This window comes from Mucilaginibacter sp. KACC 22063 (assembly GCF_028736115.1).
In the GTDB taxonomy this organism is placed as follows: Bacteria; Bacteroidota; Bacteroidia; order Sphingobacteriales; family Sphingobacteriaceae; genus Mucilaginibacter.
Window position 1 is genome coordinate 2,173,179 of sequence record NZ_CP117877.1, and the last position, 25,128, is coordinate 2,198,306.

Consider the following 25,128-nt stretch of genomic DNA (forward strand, 5'->3'; position numbering starts at 1 on the left):
ATGAGAAAGAGATTTTACAACAAAAAAACGATCGGTACAATTATGGCAGTTTGTCTGTTGTCGGTCGTTAATTCGGGTTGTCAGAAAAACTTACTTGATAAACAACCATTATCTTCTATATCCGACGCTACGTTCTGGAAAACGGCTAACGATGCAACGTTGGCGCTTAACGGGGTGTATGATTCGGGTTCTGGCTGGACAAGCTACAACTTTTGGAGTGGTACATCAATGGTAAACCTTGACCTGATGGCAGGTGATGGTTCTGAGAAAGAATCAATCCCGGATCATTTCACCGATGGTACGTTGAATTCTTCATACAGCTTTGTTGGGGCCTTTTACTCACAGGCTTATACACAAATTGGGAGATGCAATAACTTTCTTGATCATATTGGCCAGGTAAGTATGGATGCGACCGCCAAAAATGTGATGATTGCAGAAGTACGCACCATAAGGGCTTATGATTATTTCAACCTGGGGCTATACTTTGGAGGGGTACCGCTTGTACAGCATTTATTAACTACTGATCAGGCAAACAGCGTAACAAGGGCTTCTCAGGCAGATATATGGGCATTTTGCGAAAGCGAATTAAAAGCCGCTGCAGCTGTATTGCCTGCATACGTGCCGGATGCACAACAAGGACACATGACGGCCGCTGCAGCACTGGCTATTCTGGGGCGTTTGCAAATGGTTGAGAAAAAATGGGCCGATGCTGCTGTTAGTTATAAGGCAATTATTGATATGAATTATTATATCATTGATCCGCGTTATCGTGAATTGTTCCTTAATGCCGGAGAGCTCAGTCACGAAGTGATTCTTTCCATGCAATACATCAAGGATACCTACAGCCACGTTTTACTTCAATATCTAACCCCTGAAACCTGGGGTGGCTGGCATCAGTATTCGCCATTTAACGAACTTGTAAAAGATTATGAGTGCATTGATGGAAAAACGATAGACCAGTCGCCATTATACGACAAAAACAACCCGTACAATAACCGCGACCCACGATTGGATTTCAACATTATGATACCTGGCCGTACAAGTTTCAGGGGGACTACCTATTCTGCCACTCCGGGCACTAACAAACCAGACCGTCTTGATGAATATCCTGGCGTGTGGAGCGGCTATTGCATTTACAAGTTCCTGGAAGATGACCCAAATGTTGCGAGCGCTTTTAACTCGGGCAACAACTTTCCGCTTATCCGTTATGCAGAGGTGTTGTTAAGCTACCTTGAATCAAAGTTAGAGTCGGGTGCAGCAATTGATCAGTCTTTGTTAGATGCAACTATTAATAAAGTTCGCGGTCGCTCGGCAGTACATATGCCGGCGGTTACTACTACAGACCCAAGTGCGTTGAGGACGATCATCCGCCGCGAGCGCCACATTGAGTTTGCCTTTGAAGGATTGCGCTATTATGACTGCTTACGCTGGGGTATATTAGGTACCGAGAACAATCGCCAGTTTACCGGCATGAAACTGACGAACACGCCGTCAAGTTATACCGCATTTCCGGTTGATGCCGATGGTTATTACATCTACAAGAAACGAAATTTTATTGTCGGTAAAAATGAATTGTGGCCTATACCACAATCTGAACGAGATTTAAATAAGAATTTAACTCAGAACCCTGGCTATTAATGCGCATCTTTTTAGTTTTTTTTATATTGATTTGTTTTTCGACGGCAGGCTTAGGCCTGTCGTCTCTTTTGTTAAAATTAATTGCTAAATGCATATTAACTATTAGTAAAATTTGCACAAAACCTTTGAAGTAAATGCTCCGAAAATCTGCGTTCATCATATTCATATGTGCTTTATTCTATTTAAATGCACATAGTCAAACTGCTCAGCCTGCGCCAGTATGGGGTGATTGGAAAAACTGGGGTGATCAGGGCAATGGCACTTACCGCAATCCGGTTTTGCCTGGAGATTACAGCGATGTTGACTGTATAAGGGTGGGTGCTCATTATTATGCAGTTTCATCCACCTTTCAGTATTCGCCGGGCTTTGTTGTCCTCCAATCTAAAGACATGGTGAACTGGGTGATTTTGGGCCACGTTGTAAATGATATTTCTGTTATATCTCCGGCCATGAGTTATAAGCAAATGGATCGTTATGGCAAGGGTATATGGGCAGGCGCTATTCGCTACCATGACCATCGTTTTTGGATCTATTTCTGTGATCCTGATGAAGGTTATTTTATGAGTACCGCTGAAAAGCCCGAAGGCCCCTGGACACCATTGCACCGGGTATGGGCAGAAAAAGGATGGGACGATTGCTGCCCTTTCTGGGATGATGATGGGCAAGGGTACCTGATAGGGACGCATTTTGCCGATAGCTATAAAATTCACATATTCAAAATGACGGCAGATGGTAAATCTTTAGTCAAAGAATCTGACAGGGTTATTTATCAATCAAATGGTAGTGAAGCTAATAAGTTATATAAGATCAATGGCTATTATTATCATCTTTTCAGTGAAGTACGAAACAATGTGCGCGTGCTAATGATGGAGCGTTCAGAAAATATCTCGGGGCCGTATGAAGAGCCAAGGCAATTGAGCGAAGGGCAGCCGCAATACAATGAGCCGAATCAGGGTGGCTTGGTTCAAACCGCTTCGGGCAGATGGTATTTCCTAACTCATCACGGGTCAGGAGATTGGTCTGGCCGGATACTGAGTTTGCTGCCCGTAACCTGGATAGATGGATGGCCAGTGATAGGTAAACCAAATACGGCTGGTATCGGTGAAATGGTTTGGTCTGCTGCAAAACCTGTTGCCAATACGCCAAAGGTAGTACCGCAAAGCAGTGACGAATTTACAAGCCTAACACTTCAGCCTCAATGGGAGTGGAATTATCAACCGCGAAAAAATAAATGGTCATTAACAGCACGCAAAGGCTGGTTGCGTCTTTACGCGTTTAAGCCTTTAAAGGATGACCTGCTTCATGCCGGAAACACTTTAACACAACGATCATACCGTACGGTGAAAAATGAGGCCACTATAAAAATCGATATAAGTGGAATGGCCGATGGCCAGAAAGCCGGATTATCTCACTTTGGTAACCCTAATTATTCAACCTGTGGCATAGAATGCGAGGGCAGTATCAAAAGATTGGTTTATACAGCTAAAGGGCAATCTATAGAAGGCGCTGTAATAAAGACGAAGTATTTATGGCTGCGGTCTGTTTGGGGATTAGATGGACTAAGTACTTACACTTACAGCACAGATGGCAAAATATTTAAGCCCATAGGAGAGCCTTACCAATTACAATGGGGATCATACCGAGGCGACAGGCTGGCAATTTATAATTACAACCCAAAAACTGATAGTGGATATTTAGACGTCGACTACCTGCACTATAAATATTGAAATAGTTATGAAAAGACTTTATGCATTTATCATTGGGTGTCTTTTAAGTATTTGCACCCTGCATGCGCAATCATGGACGGCAGATAATGGCAACGGTACTTATACCAATCCACTTTTTTACGATGAGTTTTCTGATCCGGATATGATCCGCGTAGGTAATGATTTTTACCTGACAGGCACCACTATGCACAGTGTACCAGGTTTGCCCATATTACATTCTAAAGATTTAGTGAACTGGAAATTGATCGGTTACGCACTTCAACGTTTCAAACTCGGTGATGAATTCGATCTTAAAAACGGGAAGGAAGCCTATGGACAGGGTATATGGGCACCTTGTATACGTTATCATAACGGCACTTTTTATATTTTTTCAAACATCAACCATCATGGTTTACAGGTTTTTACGGCTACAAATCCAGCGGGACCATGGACGCAGCACAATCTGGGCCGCCATATTTATGATCTGTCTGCCCTGTTTGAGAATGGTAAGATCTACATCGTTTACGGAGTAGACGAGATAAAGATGATCGAATTAAAATCCGATCTGAGCGGCTTTGTTCCGAATACCGACAGAGTACTTATTCCAAGAGGTAACGCTATGGGAGAGGGAAATCATTTTTACAAGATCAACGGCAAGTATTACATCACCAATGCAGATAACGGCCGCTTACAGTGCGCGCGGTCATCAAGTATATACGGCCCTTACGAAACTACAGTAATAAGCGCTAAGGAAACGATGGGGACTACGCTTGGCTGGTTTACAAAGAATGCTTCGTTAGTTACGCCCTTGCCTTCGTCAACTGATAGCCTTATGATCTTTAAACAAAACAGTCAGTTGTTGGGCTCTGTACCTATGCACCAGGGAGGTATCGTTGATCTTCCAAATGGCGATTGGTGGGGCTTTTCTATGATGGACTTTCGTTCTGTGGGACGAACTACCTTTTTGTCGCCAGTGACCTGGAAAGATGGCTGGCCGTTTTTTGGCATTGAAGGTAATCTTGGGCGCTCGCCACATACGTGGTTTAAACCTAAAGTTGACTCAGGTGAACTGCCACATGCGCCATATCAGCGTAATGACGACTTTACTTCAGCTAAGCTGGCCTCTGCATGGCAATGGAACCACAACCCGGTTAACAATGAATGGCAATCTGGGGCAGGTGTACTTAAATTACACACCATGCCTGCAAAAGATTTTTTATGGGCAAAAAATACGCTTACGCAAAGATGTATCGGCCCGGAATCTTACGCCACTGTAGAACTGAACGGCAAAAACATGCATGACGGTGATATCGCAGGTTTGGGATTAATGGACATCCCTTATGCATGGGTAGGCATATTGCGAAAAGGCAGTCACTATATTTTAAGGATGTTTGATCAATACAAACATCAAACAATTGATAAGCCGCTTAATGCACCGCAAATTTATCTGCGTGCTTTTGGGAATTTTGATGAGGATATTGCCCAACTCAGTTTCAGCACAGACGGCAAGACATTTGAAAGTGTTGGCGATAGTATACGCCTGCCTTACCAGTTAAAAACTTTTCAGGGCACAAGGTATGCGCTGTTTGCTTACAATACTAAAAGTAAAGAAGGCGGCTATGCCAGCTTTAGTCATTTTGTAATAAAAGAGCCATTAGCCGACCGGTCAAAAAATATTCCGATTGGTAAAATTATTACACTCGCTAATCTGGCTAACAACACAATGGTATGGGCCAATCCGCACGGTGTGTTATGTCCCGGGCAGGTATCTGGATCTTTCAAAAATGATTCGGCTTATGCCTTTAAGGTACTTGATCGTGGAAACGGTAAAGTGGCGTTACAGGCTATCAATGGAACCGGCTTTGTTACCATTACCGGCCAGGGCTTATCGGCAGATGTACGCCTTTTGAAAGAAGAATCGGCTGCAAGTCTGTTCATTTGGCAAGATATGCTAAGAGGGCGATGTATGCTTTTATCAATGAAAACTAACCGCTATGTAGGGCTTGATCCTCGAACCGGAGAATTGTATTCGGCTGACTGGCCGGGTACATTACCAGGCATGAAAGACGGCACCGTTTTTAGCTGGCAGCAAATCAACTAAATCGAAAACTTTAATTAACATACCTGATTATGAAAGTATTGATAAAATCAAAATTCATTATTTCGCTATGCACACTAAGTATGCTTTTTCACATAAGCGTATCTGCACAAGACAAACAACCCTATAAGCTTACTTCACCCAACGGAAATATCAAAGTAATTATCGAAGATCATTACAAGAAGGGAAATGATTCTGTAGCATCGGCTCATTTCAGCATCTACTATAAATCTCAAGGGAAATATACACCGGTTATTTCTGATAACGAGTTAGGTATTTCAACGGATAAAGAACAATTCAAGAACATTAACTTAAAAGGTGCCGGAGTAATCAAAGCTATATCGGCTAATTATAAAATGATTACCGGCAAACGCCGGTTGTGTAGTAATGCGGCTAATGAAAGTACACTCAGTTTTGTTAATGCAAATGGTAAGCAACTCAATATTGTATTTCGTGTTTATAATGATGGCATTGCATTCAGGTATCAGATGCCAAAATGGTCTGAACAACCAATTAACGTTAGGGACGAATACACGGCCTATCATATTCCTGAAAAAACTGACAGGTGGATGCAGACTTATGATCCGGGATATGAGGGTTTCTATCCATACAGCACAACTGGTAAAGGAGACAAGAGCCAGCAATGGGCTTACCCTGCTCTTTTCAAGGTTGTTAATCAACCTGTTTGGTACTTAATATCAGAAGCCAATAACAGCGAATTTAATTGCGCCGCCAGGCTTACTAATAACAATGACTTTAATACTTACAAGGTTACCTATCCCGAACCTCGCAAAAATTTCCAGCAACAAGGTGACTTATCGTCACTTCCGTGGTCTTCACAATGGCACACGCTGATTGTAGGTTCGCTGGCTACCATCGTACAGTCTACCTTAATTACTGATGTTAGTGAGCCTAATAAATTAAGTAATACAGATTGGATTGAGCCGGGAGCTGTTTCCTGGATTTATTGGGCTAACAATCATGGCTCAAAAGATTACAAGAAAGTTATTGAATATGTAGATCTGGCAAAAAACATGGGCTGGCCTTATGTATTGATAGACTGGGAATGGGATGTTATGAGTAACGGCGGCAATGTTGAGGATGCCGTTAAGTACGCAAAATCAAAAGGCATAAAGCCTATGCTTTGGTACAATTCCGGAACCACTGATTGGTCTGATGCTACACCGTTTGATAGGTTGCGCACAGAAGAAAAAAGGATAAAAGAGTTTCAATGGCTTAATAAAATAGGCGTATATGGCATCAAGGTTGACTTTTTTGCAGGCGATCAGCAAGATATGATGAAACTTTACCTGGATATTTTGAAAGATGCTGCTCAATACCATTTGATGGTTGATTTCCATGGTGCTACTATTCCGCGTGGTTGGGCCAGAACATATCCTAATTTAATGACAGTTGAAGCGGTGTATGGTGCCGAGTGGTATAACAATAACTCTGTAATGACCAACAAAGCCGCAGTTCATAATACAACGTTACCATTTACCCGTAACGTTGTCGGCTCAATGGATTATACACCTGTTACGTTTTCAAATAGTCAGCATCCGCATATTACTTCTTATGGGCACGAACTGGCATTGTCTGTTGTATTTGAATCGGGTTTGCAAAACTTTGCTGACCGTCCAGAGGCTTTTTATAATTTGCCAGATGCCCCACGCAACTTTCTTAAAACGGTTCCGGTTGCCTGGGATGAAACCAGGCTTCTAAGCGGTTATCCGGGAGACCATGTCGTAATAGCAAGAAGACAGGGTAGCAAATGGTACATCGGTGGTTTAAATGGGCAAAATAATGCTAAGACGTTACAGTTTAAGCTGGATTTTGTAAAACAAAAGCATGCAAAAATGAGCGTTATAAAAGATGGTGACAATGATAAATCATTCAAAACAGCCGCTGTGCAAGTTTTTAAAGATCAAGATATTAAGGTAGATTGTCTGCCGCGTGGAGGCTTTGTTGCCGTTATAGAATAAGTTGTTTTATTACGGTTTACAATATTGTATCGAGGTGATTATCATTAAAGGCTTACTTAATTGTTTGGCCGTCCAAAAAACTTTTATGGTTTTATATAGACGTTGGGAGCAATGAGTTCGGCAAGCTGCATTTCAGTAAACTACAACGAAATGACGCCTGGATGAAGATGTGCGGCGGGAACTTCGATCTTCAGGTTACCGCATCTTAATGCGGTAACCTATTTTTAAACCTTTCAAAATATAAGATCAGAAAATAAAGGCAACTTAAAGTTGTATAAAGCGGATAACGTCCTCTTCAGTACCCTTGAACGGGCCGAAGCCACCCACCTTGATTCCTGAAATGGCCGCTGCAAAATTGCCGGCCGTTTCCACGTCGGCACCTTTTATCCGCTGGTAAAGATAGCCAGCCATGTATGTGTCACCGCAGCCAGTGGCATCATTGATTACAGCGGGCTTATAGGCGGGTATCACGTAAGAGCGGCCTTCAGCGTAAATCACTGAACCTTTGCTGCCTAATGTAGCCACCACTTCGTCAACTCCCCACTCTGCCAGCTGTTTGGAGCCTTCCTCAATATCTGTCATACCGGTAAGGGCTTCCAATTCATGTTCGTTTACCTTGAGTATCGATACATGTTTCAGCGCCTCTATCTTCTGCGGCCAGTCGGTAGCATGCACTTGCTGATCGCGTACCTCGCGCAAATACCCTTGCGCATCTATCGAAACTTTTCCTTTACCTGCTAAATACGCGATCACATCGGCAGGAATATCATCAGCCAGCAACGCTCCCAGATGAAATATCTTAGCATCTAAGTCTTTCAGGTCTTCCAGTTTGAAAGGCGCTGCTTTTTGCAATACACGTTGGGTTCGGTGATCCTCGTTATAGCTATAGGTGTTCTCAAAATACACCGAATGATCACTGGGGAAACTAATTACCTGGGTACCTTGTTTTTTCAGTTGATCGATCTCAGGCAGCTCGGTCTCGCCAACTGCCGTAACCAGGCCAAAATTAACATCGATATGCTGCAGGGCGTTGGCAAAGTAGTAGGCAGTACCGCCAGGCATATGTTTAGTTCCCGAAGGAGTTACCACTTTGTCTAACGTAATGTGGCCAATACAGCATATATCGAACATAAAAGGGGGAGATGTTAAATAAAAAACAACAAATATACATTTGTTTATTAAGTTTTTCATTGACGATCAGGAAGAAGTTGATTTACAAAAAGAGAACGTTGTACATTTTGCTTCTTACCAAATAATAAAATACACTTTATCAGTTGAAAGCTTACTGTAACGTTTGTGAGATAAAAATTGATAAGAAAGATAAAACAGCGTACTTGAGTAGCTATAAAACAGGTAGATACGGGCTTCTTGATTCATTCCCCAAGGGCTTCATAAGTTTTTGCTTAATCGGTTTCGTAAATTGATTTACAGAAGAAACGGCATATCCCGGAAAAAATTCCAATTTTACAAACTGATTTGCCTCCGTACTAAGCCCGGATGCAAAAAATTAGTAAACCTGAAATATACCGACTATGAAATTTTTTAACATCTCCCTGATGTTGTTGCTGCCTTTTGCCGTAAATGCGCAAACCAAAGTGAGTATTGTTGATTATGGCGCAAAAAGCGATGGTAAAACCAATAATGCGCAAGCAATTCAAAAAGCTATTGACGAAACCAGTTCAAAAGGCGGAGGCACAGTGGTTATTCCTGCCGGGAGATTTTTAACTGCACCAATTAACCTCAAATCTGGCGTAAACTTATTTGTAAGCGAAAAAGCAGTACTGCTGGGAAGTGATAAACGATTAGATTATAGTTCTGGAAATGCGCTGCCATTAATTGCGGCAGACGGTCAGCATGATATTTCAATTACCGGCCCGGGAACCATAGATGGCCAGGGCGACCTGATTCTGGAAGATCTGCTTCGATTATTAAAAGCCGGTACCTTGCAGGATGCTACCTGGCAAAAGTATAATCCGTGGCGGCAAAAACAACCAGAGGAAAGGAACCGCCCAAAACTTGTCCTTTTCAGGAATTGCAGTAACATTAAAATTAAGCATGTATTCATGAAAAATGCGCTGGATTGGGTACAGGATTACCGTAACTGCGAAAACCTGGTGGTAGACAGTATGAAGGTAGAAAGCAATACCTACTGGAATAACGATGGTATTGATATCGTAGACTGCCGTAACGTTAGGGTAACCAACAGCTTTTTTAACGCTGATGACGATGGTATCTGTTTTAAATCTGAAAACAGGCAACATTACTGCGATAACATTTACGTGGCCAATTGTAAAGTGCGTTCAAGCGCCAGCGCTATCAAATTTGGCACGGCATCGCATGGCGGGTTTAAACACGTAAAGCTGGAGAATATCGAAATATACGATACCTACCGTTCTGCAATAGCGATAGAAGCTGTAGATGGCGGCTTTATGGAGGATATCACCCTTAAAAACATCAATGCCAGAAATACCGGTAACGCCATATTTATCCGTACCGGTCACCGCAACCAGGATAGCGTTAGCAGCTACATCAAAAAAGTATTTATCAGCAATGTGAATGTGCAGGTGCCGGCTGGTAAACCGGATAAGGGTTACCCGATGGAAGGCCCGCCCGTACCGGGCGAACACCATGTGTTTCCTTGTGTGATAGCTGGTTTACCTGGTCACCCTGTATCTGACGTGACCATAGAAAATATAAAGGTGACTTATGAAGGTGGATATGATAAAAAAATACCGACTATCAGCCTTGATTCATTGCACACTATTCCAGAGAAACCTGCTGATTACCCGGAGTTTTCTATGTTTGGCGAGCTGCCTGCATGGGCGTTGTATGTAAGGCATGCTGAAAATCTAACGTTTAAGTCTACCACTTTTGATTACCAGAAACCTGATCTGCGCGCAGCGTGTGTTTTTGATGATGTGAAAGGTTTGAACCTCGAAGATTTTACCATTAAGAAAGCGAAGACTACCCCTGTAATGGTATTGAAAGATGTGAAGAACGAGTCGTTCAAAGCACTTCAATTACCGGGAGATAAAAAGGTATCCATCAAGCGAATTAACTACATATTCTATCGCTAAAGAATACTTTAATGCTATTCAATATCCTGACTGCTCTTTACCTTCGCTGTTCTCATAAAAAGTTATCAGCGAAGGTGCTGTTAACACTAACGGTCGTATTTATCAATTCAGCGGCTATACATGGGCAGGGTTTAGTTTCGTATGTACAGCCCATGTGTGGTACTGCGCCGTCCACAACAAAATCAGCGGTTAAGCACGGCGTCGGCACAGAACTGAATGCCAACACCATCCCGGCGGTAACGCTGCCATTTGCCATGACGCAGTGGACGCCCGAAACCCGGCAATCAGAAACCAAATGCCAGCCGCCTTATGTTTATCAGGATACGGTATTAACGGGCTTCAGGGGCACCCATTGGCTCAGCGGATCCTGTACACAGGATTATGGCAGCTTTACCATTATGCCTGTAAGCGGCCACTTAAAAATTAAGGTTGCCGAGTATCGTACGCATTATTCGCATCAGGACGAGGTTTGTACGCCTTATTACTACAGTTTGTTATTACGTAAATATCAGGTAAAAACGGAGGTGACAGCTACACTGCGTTGTGCCATGTTTCAGTTTACGGCTAATAAAGCAGATAGTTTGTATCTGCTGATAACACCTAATAGCGACAGGGGAGAGAGCTTTATTAAAGTTGATCAGCAAAAAGGCTTGATCTGGGGTTACAATCCTGCGCACCGCATCTACCAGGGCTGGGGAAACCCGGCGGGGTTCAGCGGTTATTTTGTAATCGAAGTTCAGAGAGGCTTTAAAAAGGGTGTAGTATATCGCGATGGCAAGATATTAAAAACAGACACCGTACATTATGGTGAAGTTGGAGGATATGTGGGATTGTATTTAAAAACTGGTGAGCAATTGCGCATTCGTGTAGGTACATCCTTTACCAGCTTGAATGCTGCGCTGGCTAATTTAAAAGCCGAAATACCAGGCTGGGATTTTGAAGCCCTAAAGACCAGGAATCAACAGCGTTGGGAGAGTGCGCTTGGCCAGATCATGGTCAAAACAAGCGATGTAAAACAAAAAAAGATATTTTATACGGCTTTATACCATGCTATGCAGCATCCGCGCTTGTTTAATGATGTTGCAGGTACTTACCCTCGTTTCGCCGGGAATTACCAGATAGAACATTTAAGTAAAGGGAACTACTACGATGATTTTTCCATGTGGGACATCTACCGGGGGCAGTTGCCAATCTTCGAGATATTGAACCCCCAACTGATCAATGATTGCGTACGATCCATGATCCTGAAGGGGCAACAGGGGGGATGGTTACCCATTTTTCCTTGCTGGAATAGCTACACCGCAGCCATGATCGGCGATCACGGAACGGCTTTCATAGCATCGGCTTATGTGAGAGGGATAAGAGATTATGACGTTAACGAAGCTTACCGGCTGATGCACAAAAATGCTTTTGAACAATCTGCAGGGCAAGACTATAAAGATGGAAAAGGTCGCCGTGCGTTGGATTCTTACCTGAAATTTGGCTATATACCCATGGAAGATTCGGTACCCGAGGCATTTCATAAAAAGGAACAGGTTAGCCGAACGTTAGAATACGCATTCGACGATTTTGCATTGGCACAGGTAGCTAAGGGCCTCCATAAAACAAAGGATTACCAGCTGCTGCTAAAAAGGAGTTTAAACTATCAGAACGTTTTTGATCCGTCGGTAGGTATGGCCCGCGGCCGATACCAGGATAAGCACTGGTACCAGCCCTTTAAACCAACAAGCAAAGAACCTTACATTACAGAAGGCACCCCACAGCAATACACTTTCTATGTACCGCAGGATGTGAAAGGCCTGGCGCAGAGAATGGGAGGGGCGAAGATGCTGGAAAAACACATGGATAAGCTGTTTGATAGTGGTGAATACTGGCACGGAAATGAGCCGGGGCAACAGATCCCTTATATGTATAATTACACGGGCTCGCCATGGAAAACACAGGCAAGGGTACAACAAATACTGGAAGACGAATACAGTGATGGTCCGGGTGGCCTTAGTGGGAATGATGACGCCGGGCAAATGTCGGCGTGGTATGTTTTAGCATCGTTGGGTTTTTATCCGCTTAACCCGGCTACAAGTCAGTATTTGTTAAGTTCACCTATTTTTGACGGCTATCAGATTAAGCTGCCGTCTGGCAAACAGTTCCGCGTGGTTACGCACAGGCAGTCGCCTCGGTCTGTTTATATTGCTTCTATCAAAATTAACGGCAAAGTTTACACCGCAAACTACATCGAGCATGGAGTGATTACTAAAGGCGGCGTAATGGATGTTTATTTAAGCGATCAACCCAATAAAAGCTGGGGCGTAAAGGCGAAAGATCAACCCGCCTCTATTACGCAATAGGCATCTTTTTAATAGATTTGTATTGCAACAGATGTTGAACTTCTGATATTCAACGCAGAAGGTATTACCATGCTTTCTTCGGCCAGTACCAGTCCGTCATTTTTTAACGATTTTAAAAGCACCGTTGCGGCCGTTTTTCCCATTTCAAAAGCAGGTTGGGTAATGGTAGTCAGGCTGGGGTTCAAAATTACTGCCGAAGCCTGGTTTGAAAAGCAGACCACCTTCACTTGTCGTGGAATATTAATTGACAGGTGATTACAAGCCAGGTAGATTTCGGTGGTCAGCTTTTCAACGGTTGCCAGTATGCCATCCGGGCGATTGGTCTCCTGCATTAAATCTTTTATCAATTGATAATTATATACAGCATCGTCGCCACAGTATACAATACGGCAATCATTTTCATCCAGGTTAAAATCTTTGATTGCCTTGTTAAATCCCATGATACGTTCAGACATAATAGAAAGGCTGTTTGATACGGCAAGCAATACAATTTTCCGGCATCCGGCCTCAATTAAATGTTTGGTAGCCAGATAACCGCATTCAAAATCGTTAGTCGTGATTTTTGCCGTATTCAGATCCGGGCATACACGATCAAAAAACACCACCGGTAACTGCCTGTTGAAATTATGGATATGCTCGAAAGAATCAGTTTCTGCAGTTACAGACATGATCACCCCATCAACCCGCCCGCCGGATAGTTCCTTCAATATAGCTTTTTCTCTTTCTAGTTTTTCGTGGGTCATGTATATGAGGGTGTGGTAGCCATTTTTAAGCGCCACTTCTTCTATGCCGTTCAGCGCGAGCGAAAAAAAACTATCAGCAACTTCAGGGATAAGCACAGCGATAGTCTGGCTCCGGTTTCGCCGTAAACTGCTGGCATAAGCGTTAGGGATGTAGTTTAATTCTTTTGCCAATTCTAAAACCTTTTGCTTGGTCAACTCACTGATCTCGTGACTGTCGCAAAGTGCTTTTGAAATAGTAGCGGTAGATACGTTTAGTTTTTCGGCTAAGAACTTGATGGTAACGTTTCCCATACTTAATACAGTTACAGCAATTATAAAATGAGCGGAAAATATAGGTTAAAATGTCGGCTTTACATTTAACTTAATCGATTACGTAAATTTTCCCGGTCTAAAAAGAAAATCTCACAGATAAATTAATCATTTTTAAAATCGAAAGCCAATTACTAATCTAACCAATTTCTTCGAAACAGAAAGTTTGTTAGATACAATAACCGAGAAATGGAGTCTATAAACAAAATTGCAGATGGTGTTAGTACATCACCGCTTGCAAATCTTGATGAATGGGAGCAAGATATCTTAAAAAGATATCCGGATCCCGCACAAATTAATGAGGACAAAAAAGCTGAGGAGTTCAGAAACTATCAGGAGACAGAGAAAGACGGTGTCCGGGAATTTTATCGTCTCAATCACCTGTATCAAACCTATGATTTTGTGGTTGAACACAAAGCTGATTTCCTGAAATTTGATCGCAGGGAAATGCCGATCTGGGACGCATTTGATTTTCTTAATCAGTTAGTTGACGATTCTGACCCGGATACGGACCTGGACCAGATGCAGCATCTTTTGCAAACATCTGAAGCCATACGTAACGACGGCCATCCCGACTGGATGGTACTGGTAGGATTGATCCACGACATGGGAAAAGTGTTGTGCCTTTTCGGCGAACCGCAGTGGGCTGTAGTAGGGGATACTTTCCCCGTGGGTTGCGCATTCTCTGATAAAATCGTATACTCGGAGTTTTTTAAGGAGAATCCTGATTTTAATGACGAACGATACAATACTAAATACGGTGTCTACAAGCCGAATTGCGGGCTGGATAATGTACATATGTCATGGGGGCATGATGAGTATGTTTACCATATGATGAAAAACTACATTCCGGAGCCAGGCTTATACATGCTTCGCTATCATTCCTTCTATTCGCAACATCGCGAGCATGCGTACAATCATTTAATGAATGATCATGATCAGGAGATGTTCAAATGGGTTAATCTGTTCAATCCATATGATTTGTATTCAAAAAATCCAAATCAAAAAAGCTGGGAAGAACTAAAGCCGTATTATGAAGATCTGGTTGCGAAATACCTGCCTGCAACCCTTAAGTTTTAAAAACCATTAACCTAATATATATGAACTAAAATTTACACCCAATTATGAGATTTAACCTAAAACATGGCGGAGGCTTGTTCAAGTCCTCGGTAGCCTTAGTATTATCATTTATTTTTATTTTTCAAACTGCCTTTGCCCAACCAGGCACCCGTATTACCGGCGTAGTGTCTGATTCTAAAGGCGCAACTATTCCCGGAGCAACGGTAAAAGTTAAAGGTACTACAAGAGCGGTTTCAACCACCGCAAATGGTACTTTCAGCATCCAGGCTACTTCTGGCGAGGTGCTGGTAATTACTTCTATTGGCTACACTGCTAAAGAAGTTACTGTTACCGGAGAAAAGGATTACAAAATTCAACTTGCCGATGCCAATACTTCTTTAAAAGAGATTGTGGTAGTAGGTTACGGTACTGCTACGCGCAAAACGCTGTCAAGTTCTATTAGTACTGTTAAGGCAGAAAGCCTTAACCAGGGTGCTATTGCAGACGTTGGCCAGCTTTTGCAAGGTAAGGTACCGGGCTTAAATATTACTGCCAGCGGCGATCCAAATAAGCCTGCGGCAGTTATTCTGCGTGGTGCTTCTACAGTTAACAGCCCGGGTGGTCCGTTCTACGTAATTGACGGTATCCCTGGTGGAGATATTGCTGCTGTTGCCCCGGCTGACATTGTTTCTGTAGATGTATTAAAGGATGCCGCAGCAACTGCTATTTATGGTAACCGTGCAGCCAGCGGTGTGATTATGGTTACTACTAAACGTGGTAAAAAAGGCCAGTCGCAAGTGGCCTACAGCGGTTACGCCGGTATCGAAAAAGTGAGCAATACGCTTGATCTGATGAACGCTGACCAATTGCGTGCTTACGCTAAAGCGAACGGTACATCTATTGCAGGTGCGAATGACGGGGGTACGGATGTGGACTGGATGAAAGCGATTGAGCGCAGCACAGCTTACTCTCAGAATCATAACCTGTCACTATCTGGCGGCGGCGAGCATGGTACCTATTCTGGTAGCTTAAACTACTTCAAAAAACAAGGTATCCTTGACGCCAGCTCACTTGAGCGCGTGATCGGGCGCTTGAATATTGATCAATACACCTGGAACGATAAACTGAGATTTAACATCAACGTTTCAAATTCGGTAAGTAACAGTAACAACACGCCATTACAGAACATTGTATTATTACAGGCTGCCAAGCGCCTGCCAATGTCGCCTATTACTAATGCGGACGGCAGTTACTTTGAAAACCTTGCCATACCTGGTTACTATAATCCTGTAGCCATGATCAATAATGCGCAGGACAATACTAAATACAATGTATTGATGGGTAGCTTCGTGACTGAGTTGAAACTGCCTTTTGGTTTAAAATACAATGTGAACCTTTCTTACCAGAAAACATCATCAATGCATGGAGAGTTTTACAGCAGTTACTTTAACAGATACCCAACAGCTGGCTTTTACAACAATCCTGACCCAGGGTTAGGTATTTCACATGTCCTGATCGGTGACTTATTCGGTAAAAACGGATCTGCATTGCGCAGCGATTATTCCAATACATTTAAGACTGTAGAAACTTTCTTTACCTGGGATAAGCAGTTAGGCGACCATAACATCAATGCGGTATTAGGTTATTCTTACCAGGATAACATAGTAGGTGAGGGCTTCCAGGCTTCGAGCACCAACTTCCCCGCAGATAACATTGGTTTCCAAAACCTGTCCGCGGGTACGCCTTATGCTATTCCTACCTATCGTATTAATCTGGGTAGCAGCTTAACTTACGGCCGTATACTGATGATTTCAGACTTCTTTAGGTTAAACTACAACTACAAACAAAAATACCTGTTACAGGCCTCTATCAGAAGAGACGGTAGTTCTGCATTCGGTGCAAACAACCGTTGGGGATACTTCCCTTCTGTAGGTGCTTCATGGCGTATTATTGAAGAAGGCTTCATGAAAAATCAAAGCCTGTTCGACGATCTGAAATTACGTTTGAGCTATGGTGTAACCGGTAATTCATCAGGTATCGGCGCTTACAATGCTCAACTGCTTTATGTGAGCAATGGCACATTTTATTACAACGGTGCCCAGGTTGGCGCTTACAGCCCGATACAAGGTGCTAACCCGGATTTAAAATGGGAACGTACTTCAACCAAAAACCTTGGGGTTGACTTCTCTATCCTTAAGGGTAAATTGTCTGGTAGTGTTGACGTTTATGATAAGAATACTTCAGATATGTTGTTCCGCTTTAACGTCTCTCCGGCATTGGTACCTGGTGGTTCTATTTGGACAAACGCTGGTAGCATCAATAACAAGGGTGTCGAAGTTGCTTTAAATGCTTCTCCGGTAAAAGGAAAAGACTTCAGTTGGTCAACCATGGTTACCATGGCGATGAACAAAAATAAGATCACCAGCCTGCAAAGCCCTTACGGCAGCACAGATTCAGTTCGATACAGCTCGCCGGAAGGCCCTGGCCAATCGGGATCAACCATACAGTTGTTAAAAACAGGATATCCTGTAGGTCAGTTTTTTACTTATAAATATGCAGGTAAAGATGCCAACGGTAAGTCTTTATTCTACCGGAAGGATGGTAGCACTACCACTTCACCGGCTCAAGGTGTTGATTACTTCTACACAGGAAGTGCACAACCAAAAGTAATTCTTGGCTGGGCTAACACCTTCAAATACAAAAAATTTGATCTGAATGTGTTCCTGAGAGGTACATTTGGCAACAAGATTTATAATGCTACCCGCGCAGATTTATCTTATACCGCCAATGCAACACAGAATAACATCCTGAACAGTGCATCTGGCGATAAGATATCAGATACATTCAATTCATACTATTCTGACCGCTACCTTGAAAATGGTTCTTATGTACGCTTAGATAATGCTACATTGGGATATACATTTGATAAAGTGATCAAAAATGTGAGTTCAGTTAGATTATATGTTACTGGAAACAACATTTTCACGATCACTCAATACAAGGGTATAGACCCTGAAGTTAACCAGGGTGGTATAGCACCGGGTGTAGATTATAACAACTTTTATCCTAAAACCCGCACCTTCTTGCTGGGCATAAACGTAACACTCTAATTAATAACGACGAGAAGGATATGAAAAAGATATTTTTTGGAATTGTTAGCTTGCTGTCAGCAGTTACAATTTTTACATCGTGTCATAAACTGGATGTTCCTGTAAATACGGAACTAACACCGGATGTTTTTCCGAAAACAGAATCACAGATCGTAGCAGCATCTGGCCCGGTTTATATTGCATTACGAAGCGATTTTGCAGGCAGTTACTGGTTCTCGCAAAGCTTAACTACAGATGAAGCTGTTCTGGCAGCATTCGGCGGAAACTGGTTAGACGGTAACCGTTACCTGGAACTGCATCGCCATACCTGGACAAAGGATAATGCAGGTGTAAGTGCATTATGGTATTACGCATCTAACCTGATTGGCGTAGTTAATCAAACCGTGGCTGTATTAAAAGACCTGCCAGCAAGTCCGGCAAAAACGACTACAATTGCAGAAATAAAGACTGTACGTGCGCTTGCCTACTACATTATGCTGGATAACTTCGGTAACGTGCCGCTGGATACGCTATATGGTGATAAAGGCCTGAAACCGACTACGCCACGTGCCAAAGTATTTGAATTTGTAGAAAAAGAGTTAAAAACAAACCTTCCTAATCTGAGTACCACTACCGGTATGACAACTTACGGAAGGCCGACGCAATATTTTGCCTATTCATTACTGGCTAAATTGTACCTGAATGCGCAAGTTTATACCGGTACACCACGTTATAACGATTGTATCGCTGCCTGCGACCAGGTAATTAATTCTGGTCTGTATGGTATAGAAGCTCCTGCAAATTATATGCAAATGTTTTCTCCAACAAACGGGCCTGGCCAAAAGGAGTTCATCTTCGCAATTCCTTATGACGCCTCTACCAACGGCGGTAACATGATTTATGCGCGTTACGATCTGAACCGTAACCTGGGGATCAGGTACCTGTATTCAGGTTCTACGCCGGGTGGTTTCACCGATCCGATCATGAACCAAAGTAAGGGTAACGGTTTGGCGAACAACATGCCAAGCGGACCAAGGATGACAACTGCCCAGTTCTACGCGAACTTTAATGACCCTAATGATGTTCGTAACAAGCAATGGTTAACCGGGCCGCAATACTGGCAGGATGGTACACCTATTATGGTTGCAACAACCAAGTCAGGTTACGACCAGTTTTACAAAGGCAGTGATGGTGGCAGTACCTATGTTTATCCATTGGTGATTACACCTTTGGTTGATAATGGCTCAAGACTTGGCGCTACTGCGTTTGATTTGGGTAACGATGAAATTGCATGGAACACCGGTATCCGTAACATTAAATATTTACCAGATTATACCAATACCATTAACAGAAATCAGAGTAATGATGTTCCGGTTATCCGCTATTCAGATATTTTGCTGATGAAAGCTGAAGCCATTTTACGCGGTGGTACACCAACACTTGGTGCTACAGCACTATCATTGGTTAACACTTTGAGAGCTAATCGTACTACTTCTGCTGCATTAACTGCTGTTACTTTAGACGACATTTATGCAGAGCGTTGCCGCGAACTTTCATGGGAAACCTGGCACCGTAATGATATGATCCGTTTTGGAAAATATGAAGGTACCTGGGGATTAGGTAAAAACAACAGCGACACATACCGCAGGTTGTTCCCAATCCCTACTTCTGCATTCCAGACCAATAATACGCTTACGCAAAATCCGGGTTACAATTAATCCGGCAAAAACTTTATCAAAACCTTCGGTGCTATGCACCGGAGGTTTTTTTATAGCTTAACTGTAGCAAACACTATCTTCAATTTAAATTTATTCGTTAGAAACAACTATGGCAGAAGGCGCAGCCGTTATACAGTCAGCAGTAAAGCAACCGAGATTGATCTCGCTTGATGCGCTCCGCGGTTTCGATATGTTTTGGATCGTGAGCGGTGAGGAGATATTTCATGGTTTTGCAGATGTGGTGAAACAAAAATACGGCCTTGTTCAAAATACCATTGATTGGCAGATTGCAACCAACGGCCGTTTATCTCTCCTTGAACGTATCGCAGTAGGCATCAGCAACCAGTTGCATCACTCGGTGTGGAACGGGTTTACCTTTTACGATCTTATTTTCCCGCTTTTCATTTTTATTGCAGGCGTATCCATGCCTTTTTCCTATAAAAACATTACCGACCCGGCGGTTAAACGCCGCAGGTATATGCAACTGATCAAGCGCACAGTACTTCTCATTATTTTAGGCATGGTGGTTAACGGCGCGTTAAAGTTTCAGGGCTATGAGCATACTCGCTTTGCAAGTGTGCTTGGCCGTATTGCACTCAGTTGTTTTTTTGCCGCGCTGATCTATCTTAACTGCAAATTAGAGTGGCGGATCGTTTGGTTTGCCGTAATATTGATCGGCTATTGGCTGCTGCTAACCTTAGTCCCCGTACCGGGCCATGGTGCAGGTGTGCTGACGAAAGAAGGAAGTTTATGCTCTTATATCGACCAGCATTTTTTACCTGGTAAGTTACACCGTACAATATACGATCCTGAAGGGCTGTTATCTACTGTTCCTGCAATTGCCACTGCCTTGTTAGGGGTATTTACCGGAACATTTTTACTGCCCGGAACAAAGAACATAACTGCTGTGAAAAAGATGCTGATGATGTTTGGTGCCGGTATTATGCTGATTTTGGCCGGGCTGGCGTGGAATGTTATTTTCCCAATCAATAAAACCTTGTGGACCAGCTCTTTTACCCTGTACGCTGGGGGATGGAGCCTGTTGCTGTTTGCATGTTTCTACGGTATCATTGATGTTGCAGGGATCCAGAAATGGTGCCGCCCTTTTGTGTGGATCGGTACAAATTCTATTTTGATCTATCTGGCTGCACATGGTGCTGTAAACTTCTTATCCACATCGCAATTTGTCTTCGGAGGATTAGTAAGCATGGCACCGCCGATTTGGGAACGTGCGCTATTATGGATAGGTGTTTTAATAATCCAATTAATCTTACTCCGATTTTTATACCTTAGAAAACTATTCCTGAAATTATAAAAGGTTATAATTTTACTGGTTTAAACCTATACATGAGCAAATTACAAACCGCTGATATTATTGTCTTCTTTGTTTATTTTGTAATTGTAGCTACTTACGGCTACTACATCTATTATAAAAGGAGAGCAAAAGAACTGGATGCACAGGAATATTTCCTGGCAGAAGGTTCATTAACATGGTGGGCCATCGGTGCTTCGCTGATCGCTTCTAACATTTCTGCGGAACATTTTATTGGAATGTCGGGTTCGGGCTTTGCGCTGGGTCTAGCTATATCTTCCTACGAATGGATGTCAGCCGCAGCGCTGATCATTGTGGCCGTATTTATCATACCTGTTTATCTCAAGAACAGGATATTTACCATGCCACAGTTCCTATCGCGAAGATATAACGACCAGGTAAGCACCATTATGGCGATATTCTGGCTGTTGGTTTACGTTTTCGTTAACCTAACTTCTATCCTGTATTTAGGGGCGCTCGCGATATCTTCCATTTCATCCATTAGCTTTGAGTGGTGTATCATTGGTTTATGTGTGTTCTCTACTATTGTTACCCTTGCAGGGATGAAGGTGATCGGTTACACAGATGTAATCCAGGTGCTGGTATTAATTATCGGCGGTTTAGTAACTACTTATCTTTCACTGTACCTGTTAGCACAAAATTATGGCTACGGCAACAATATCATCAAAGCACTTGGTGTTTTAAGAAAGGAAGCGCCTGAACACTTCCACATGATCTTTAAGCCTACCGATAAATACTATAAAGACTTGCCGGGGATATCCGTTCTAATAGGGGGGATGTTGGTAAATAACCTGGCCTATTGGGGATGCAACCAGTACATTGTACAAAGGGCGCTTGGGGCTGACCTGCCAACCGCACGTAAGGGGATATTATTTGCCGCGTTTTTAAAACTGCTGGTGCCGGTTATCGCTGTGCTTCCGGGTATCGTAATGTACGTGCTTCACAGCAAAGGTCTATTTGCTGCGGAGATGACCGAAGGCGGAGTTGTAAAACCCGATCATGCTTATCCTACGCTGATGAACCTTTTGCCTACTGGTTTAAAAGGTGTTGCATTTGCCGCGCTTACTGCGGCTATTGTTGCTTCATTAGCGGGTAAAGCCAACAGTATTTCAACCATATTCTCGCTTGATATTTACCGGAAGTATATCAACAAAAATCAAAGCGAGAAGAAACTGGTATTTACCGGTCGTATTGCCGTGGTGGTTGCCATGATTATCGGCGGTTTGGTAGCACCGGCATTGCGCTCGCTTGACCAGGCTTATCAGTTTATACAAGAATATGTTGGCTTTATCGCACCGGGTGTATTAGCTATCTTCCTGTTAGGCTTTTACTGGAAACGTACCACTGCAGCCGCTGCCATGACCGGTGCGCTGTTCACTATCCCATTTTCTACATTGCTTAAATTCCTTCCGCAATGGAGTAAAGGCGCTTTCCCCGATTATCCTTTCCTTGATAGGATGATGATCGATTTTGTAGTGATCGTGGTATTAATGGTCATCATTAGTTTAGCCGGAAGCAAGAAACCAGATGCTGAACATCAGATAGAGGTAGATCCATCCATGTTCCGCGTTAGCCGCAGCTTCGCTGTAGGCGCCATCATCATTACCGGAGTACTCACTGCTTTATATACTGCCTTTTGGTAAAAAACAAAGATATGGTAATAAGAAAAACTTTATTAGTTATCACTATCATGCTTGCAGCATTTGCTGCAAAAGCACAAACATCTACACAAGCCACTGCGGGGCTGATCAAACGCTTATTGCCCAATCATTATCGCAGTTTTGTTATTGAAACAACAACAGCTAAAAGCAAAGATGCTTTTGAACTTGAAAGCCGCAACGGAAAGATCGTTTTAAAAGGAAATAATGGCGTAGCGTTAGCATCTGCGTTATATTATTATCTGACTGAATATTGCCACTGCCAGGTTACCTGGAACGGCACCAACTTAAAATTGCCTGCAAAATTACCGGTTGTAGCAAAACGTGTAGTTAAAAGTACGCCATACCAGCTGCGTTACTATCTGAACTACTGTACTTTTAATTACAGCATGAGCTGGTGGGACTGGGCGCGATGGGAAAAAGAAATAGACTGGATGGCGTTGCACGGCATTAATATGCCGCTGGCAATTACCGGCGAAGAATACACATGGTACCTGGTTTATAAAGATCTGGGTTTTACAGACGAGGAATTGAAAGGTTTCTTTACCGGTCCGGCTTATTTTTCGTGGTTCTGGATGGGAAATATGGATGCCTGGGGCGGCCCGCTTCCGTTGAACTGGATGAAGAAACACATGGCCCTTCAAAAGAAAATTGTTGATCGTGAGCGTGCATTAGGCATGAAGCCTGTGCTGCCGGCATTTACCGGGCACGTACCTGCGTCTTTTAAAGAGCGGTTCCCTAATGCCAAATTAAAAACTACCAATTGGAAGAATGGCTTTGCCGATACCTATATTCTTGATTCTGAAGATCCTTTATTCGCCCGCATCGGGAAATTATTCTTGCAAAAGCAAACACAATTATTAGGGACAGATCATTATTACTCTGCAGATACCTTTAACGAAAATGAACCGCCATCTGACGAACCTGCTTACTTGGAGAAATTAAGTGCGCGTATCTACGAGGGAATGCGGCAGGCAGATAGTAAGGCGGTATGGGTAATGCAGGGATGGCTTTTTTACAGTGATCGCAAATTCTGGAAAGAAGCACAAACCGAGGCCTTACTAAAGGCAGTGCCAAACGACAAGATGATCATACTGGATCTGGCTACAGAAATAGAACCGGTTTGGAAACGCACCAATGCTTTCTACGGTAAACCCTGGATATGGAACATGTTAAATAACTTTGGTGCGAATACCAACCTGTTTGGCCGCCTGGATGCGGTTGCTACCGAACCGGCTGCTGCACTTAAAGATCCGCGAAGCGGAAAGCTTACCGGTATTGGTTTAACCATGGAAGGTATAGAGCAGAACCCGGTTATTTATGAACTGCTAACGGATAATACCTGGCGCAACGAGCCAATTAATACGAAGTCATGGTTGAAAGGCTATATCCGTAACCGTTATGGAAAAGATAATGCCGAGGCCGCTAAAGCCTGGGACATACTCCATAAAACTGTTTATTCAGTGCCTGCAGACAAATATATCAGGGATGGTGCCGAATCTATCATACAGGCGCGCCCTACTTTGGATAGTTCATCACGTTGGGCCCGTACAAAATTGAATTATAAAGATGTTGATCTGCTGCCTGCATGGGAAGCTTTAATTAAAGCGTCTGATGATGTGCAGACGAGCAATGGTTACCAGTTTGATCTGGTAGATGTAACACGTCAAGTACTGGCAAATTATGCCCTGCCTTTGCAGCAGAAGATGGCGGCTGCCTATAAACGCAAAGACATTGATGGTTTTAAAAAATACAGCGCTCAGTTTCTGGAACTGATTGACGACATGGATCAATTGTTAGCCACCCGTAAAGACTTTTTGCTTGGCAAGTGGGTAGCAGATGCCAGAAGCTGGGGAATTACGCCGAAAGAAAAATCGCTTTACGAATTTAACGCAAAAGATTTGATCACCTTATGGGGCGATAAAGACTGCCCGTTAAACGAATATGCTTGTAAACAATGGAGTGGTTTACTTTCTGATTTCTACAAACCACGTTGGGAGCAGTTCTTTACGCAGCTTCAGCTGGATATGGAGGGTAAAAAGCATTTCGATGAAACCCAGTTCACCACGTATATTAAAGATTGGGAGTGGAAATGGGTAAACGCCAGGAAAGATTATCCAACCACTACAAAAGGGAATTCTGTTGAAAAGGCAAAGTTTTTGTACGAGAAATATTGGAAGAGCGTAAATAATATTTATGGCGAATAGCACTACGTAAGTCCCGATTGACCATTATGACGTGATTGATCTTAGATCTGAAAAAATAGAGGTTTTGGATCCCCACAATTTCTAATCAATTCTATAGAGTTCTGAAATTGTTATAAATATGTACTTACTGTTGCTTTTAACCAATCGTTATAAAATTCAAAAAAGT

14 protein-coding genes are annotated in these 25,128 nt (G+C 42.9%); 12 read left to right on the forward strand and 2 right to left on the reverse strand.

The features are described 5' to 3' along the window. From PQ461_RS09520 to PQ461_RS09535, 4 genes are all read left to right on the forward strand, one after another. Positions 1–1,638, forward strand: a complete 1,638-nt coding sequence (locus tag PQ461_RS09520) for a RagB/SusD family nutrient uptake outer membrane protein (protein WP_274303670.1) — start codon at positions 1–3, stop codon at positions 1,636–1,638. 134 nt (positions 1,639–1,772) lie between these two features. After that, positions 1,773–3,365: a glycoside hydrolase family 43 protein gene (locus PQ461_RS09525; protein WP_274303671.1), complete on the forward strand. Its 1,593-nt coding sequence runs from the start codon at positions 1,773–1,775 to the stop codon at positions 3,363–3,365. Positions 3,366–3,372: 7 nt separating this feature from the next. Continuing rightward, a complete protein-coding gene (locus tag PQ461_RS09530) occupies positions 3,373–5,445 on the forward strand; it encodes a glycoside hydrolase family 43 protein (RefSeq protein ID WP_274303672.1) in 2,073 nt (690 codons plus the stop codon). 29 nt (positions 5,446–5,474) lie between these two features. Beyond that, positions 5,475–7,424: a glycoside hydrolase family 97 protein gene (locus tag PQ461_RS09535; protein ID WP_274303673.1), complete on the forward strand. Its 1,950-nt coding sequence runs from the start codon at positions 5,475–5,477 to the stop codon at positions 7,422–7,424. A 264-nt stretch (positions 7,425–7,688) separates the two neighbouring features. Here PQ461_RS09535 and PQ461_RS09540 read toward each other — a convergent pair whose 3' ends face one another. Further along, entirely contained in the window at positions 7,689–8,555 is an 867-nt protein-coding gene (locus tag PQ461_RS09540) for a PfkB family carbohydrate kinase (protein WP_274303674.1), read from the reverse strand. Between the two features lie 401 nt (positions 8,556–8,956). On the opposite strand from PQ461_RS09540, the gene PQ461_RS09545 reads away from it, so the two are divergent. Both PQ461_RS09545 and PQ461_RS09550 read left to right on the forward strand, forming a co-directional pair. Further along, positions 8,957–10,501, forward strand: coding sequence for a glycoside hydrolase family 28 protein (locus tag PQ461_RS09545; RefSeq protein WP_274303676.1), 1,545 nt, complete (start codon positions 8,957–8,959; stop codon positions 10,499–10,501). Between the two features lie 74 nt (positions 10,502–10,575). Then, positions 10,576–12,846 carry a GH92 family glycosyl hydrolase gene (locus PQ461_RS09550; RefSeq protein ID WP_274303678.1) on the forward strand — a complete coding sequence of 757 codons (2,271 nt, stop codon included), beginning with the start codon at positions 10,576–10,578 and terminating at the stop codon, positions 12,844–12,846. 8 nt (positions 12,847–12,854) lie between these two features. Here PQ461_RS09550 and PQ461_RS09555 read toward each other — a convergent pair whose 3' ends face one another. Then, positions 12,855–13,880 carry a LacI family DNA-binding transcriptional regulator gene (locus PQ461_RS09555; protein ID WP_274303679.1) on the reverse strand — a complete coding sequence of 342 codons (1,026 nt, stop codon included), beginning with the start codon at positions 13,878–13,880 and terminating at the stop codon, positions 12,855–12,857. Positions 13,881–14,087: 207 nt separating this feature from the next. Between PQ461_RS09555 and PQ461_RS09560 the strand changes: the two genes are divergently transcribed. The 6 genes from PQ461_RS09560 (at position 14,088) to PQ461_RS09585 (ending at position 24,962) form a co-directional block, all read left to right on the forward strand. After that, positions 14,088–14,978: an inositol oxygenase family protein gene (locus PQ461_RS09560; protein ID WP_274303681.1), complete on the forward strand. Its 891-nt coding sequence runs from the start codon at positions 14,088–14,090 to the stop codon at positions 14,976–14,978. Between the two features lie 44 nt (positions 14,979–15,022). Beyond that, complete coding sequence (locus tag PQ461_RS09565; protein WP_274303683.1) at positions 15,023–18,067, forward strand: SusC/RagA family TonB-linked outer membrane protein; 3,045 nt, start codon at positions 15,023–15,025, stop codon at positions 18,065–18,067. Positions 18,068–18,087: 20 nt separating this feature from the next. Then, positions 18,088–19,764: a RagB/SusD family nutrient uptake outer membrane protein gene (locus tag PQ461_RS09570; protein WP_274303685.1), complete on the forward strand. Its 1,677-nt coding sequence runs from the start codon at positions 18,088–18,090 to the stop codon at positions 19,762–19,764. A gap of 109 nt (positions 19,765–19,873) precedes the next feature. Beyond that, complete coding sequence (locus PQ461_RS09575; protein WP_274303688.1) at positions 19,874–21,079, forward strand: acyltransferase family protein; 1,206 nt, start codon at positions 19,874–19,876, stop codon at positions 21,077–21,079. 32 nt (positions 21,080–21,111) lie between these two features. Beyond that, positions 21,112–22,740, forward strand: a complete 1,629-nt coding sequence (locus PQ461_RS09580) for a sodium:solute symporter family transporter (RefSeq protein WP_274303691.1) — start codon at positions 21,112–21,114, stop codon at positions 22,738–22,740. Between the two features lie 11 nt (positions 22,741–22,751). Continuing rightward, positions 22,752–24,962, forward strand: a complete 2,211-nt coding sequence (locus tag PQ461_RS09585) for an alpha-N-acetylglucosaminidase (RefSeq protein ID WP_274303694.1) — start codon at positions 22,752–22,754, stop codon at positions 24,960–24,962. Positions 24,963–25,128: the final 166 nt, after the last annotated feature.